The organism is Streptomyces sp. NPDC056948 (genome assembly GCF_042674225.1).
Classification (GTDB): domain Bacteria; phylum Actinomycetota; class Actinomycetes; order Streptomycetales; family Streptomycetaceae; genus Streptomyces; species Streptomyces purpurascens.
On record NZ_JBHUQX010000742.1, the window covers coordinates 1 to 2,161 of the forward strand.

1 protein-coding gene is annotated in these 2,161 nt (G+C 68.8%); it reads left to right on the forward strand.

Annotation, left to right across the window (positions count from 1 at the left end):
* Positions 1-209: 209 nt before the first annotated feature.
* Positions 210-2,117, forward strand: a complete 1,908-nt coding sequence (gene typA, locus ACFTZL_RS44230) for a translational GTPase TypA (protein WP_382596110.1) — start codon at positions 210-212, stop codon at positions 2,115-2,117.
* Positions 2,118-2,161: the final 44 nt, after the last annotated feature.

The following is a 2,161-nucleotide window of genomic DNA, read 5'->3' on the forward strand; positions in this document are numbered from 1 at the left end:
GTGATCATGGTGCGGGCGCCCGGGGCGTTCGTACCCGGGGGACGAGCACCCCGAAAACCATCCTGACCTGCACCGACGTATCCCGGCTGAACCCAGCCGCCGGGCACCCGTACCATGGGGTGAGGCCGTGGCATGTTGAGCCCGGCAGGGTCCGCGCACCGCAGACGTCCGCGCAGGGCCTTCCTCACACTCCGGGAGTACGCCTTCTTATGGCCACGCGCCACGACATCCGCAACGTCGCCATCGTCGCCCACGTCGACCACGGCAAGACCACCATCGTCGACGGCATGCTGAAGCAGGCCGGTGCCTTCGCCGCCCACCAGCTCGAGGGCGTCGACGACCGCATGATGGACTCGAACGACCTGGAGCGTGAGAAGGGCATCACGATCCTCGCCAAGAACACGGCGGTGAAGTACCACCCGAAGGCCGGGGGGGACGTCATCACCATCAACATCATCGACACCCCCGGGCACGCCGACTTCGGCGGTGAGGTCGAGCGCGGTCTGTCGATGGTCGACGGTGTCGTCCTGCTCGTGGACGCCTCCGAGGGTCCGCTGCCGCAGACCCGCTTTGTGCTGCGCAAGGCGCTGCAGCAGCGTCTGCCCGTCATCCTGTGCATCAACAAGACGGACCGCCCGGACTCCCGGATCGACGAGGTCGTCAACGAGACCTACGACCTCTTCCTCGACCTGGACGCCGACGAGGAGCAGATCGAGTTCCCGATCGTCTACGCCTGCGGCCGCGACGGCATCGCCTCGCTGACCAAGCCGGACAACGGCACGGTCCCGGCCGACTCCACCAGCCTGGAGCCGTTCTTCTCCACGATCCTGGAGCACATCCCGGCGCCGACGTACGACGAGGCCGCCCCGCTCCAGGCCCACGTCACCAACCTGGACGCCGACAACTTCCTCGGCCGTATCGCGCTGCTCCGCGTCGAGCAGGGCGAGCTGCGCAAGGGCCAGACGGTCGCGTGGATGAAGCGCGACGGGTCCGTCAGCAACGTCCGCATCACCGAGCTGATGATGACCGAGGCGCTCACCCGCAAGCCGGCCGAGATGGCCGGCCCCGGTGACATCTGCGCGGTCGCCGGTATCCCGGACATCATGATCGGCGAGACCCTGGCCGACCCGGAGAACCCGGTCGCGCTGCCGCTGATCACGGTCGACCAGCCCGCGATCTCCATGGTCATCGGCACCAACACCTCCCCGCTGGTCGGCCGTGGCGCCACCGGCAAGGGCGCCGACAACAAGGCGGCCGTCAAGGACCGCAAGGTCACCGCCCGCCAGGTCAAGGACCGCCTCGACCGCGAGCTGATCGGTAACGTCAGCCTCCGCGTGCTCGACACCGAGCGCCCGGACGCCTGGGAGGTCCAGGGCCGTGGTGAGCTCGCGCTCGCCATCCTGGTCGAGACGATGCGCCGGGAAGGCTTCGAGCTGACCATCGGCAAGCCGCAGGTCGTCACCAAGGAGGTCGACGGCAAGACGCACGAGCCCGTCGAGCGCATGACGATCGACGTGCCCGAGGAGCACATGGGCGCGGTCACGCAGCTCATGGGCGTGCGCAAGGGCCGCATGGACAACATGTCGAACCACGGCTCCGGCTGGGTCCGCATGGAGTTCGTCGTCCCCTCCCGCGGTCTGATCGGTTTCCGTACGGAGTTCCTGACCCAGACCCGTGGCACGGGCATCGGCCACTCCATCCACGAGGGCTTCGAGCCCTGGTTCGGCGCGCTCCAGACCCGTAACAACGGCTCCCTGGTCGCCGACCGCTCCGGTGCGGTCACCGCGTTCGCGATGACCAACCTCCAGGAGCGCGGCGTGCTGTTCACCGAGCCGGGCACCGAGGTGTACGAGGGCATGATCGTCGGCGAGAACTCCCGTGCCGACGACATGGACGTCAACATCACCAAGGAGAAGAAGCTCACGAACATGCGGTCCTCCTCGGCCGACTCGTTCGAGGCGATCGTCCCGCCGCGCAAGCTGTCGCTGGAGCAGTCCCTGGAGTTCTGCCGCGACGACGAGTGCGTCGAGGTCACCCCGGAGGCCGTGCGCATCCGCAAGGTGAACCTGGACGCCCGCGAGCGCGCCCGCGCCGCGAGCCGCGCCAAGCACGGCTGACGCCCCCCGCCGCACCACGACGCCGGGCACCCCGCGATGCGGGG

What these genes read in the sequence shown, in the direction of transcription:
- typA (WP_382596110.1), top strand. Translation starts at nt 210, where the DNA reads ATGGCCACGCGCCACGACATCCGCAACGTCGCCATCGTCGCCCACGTC.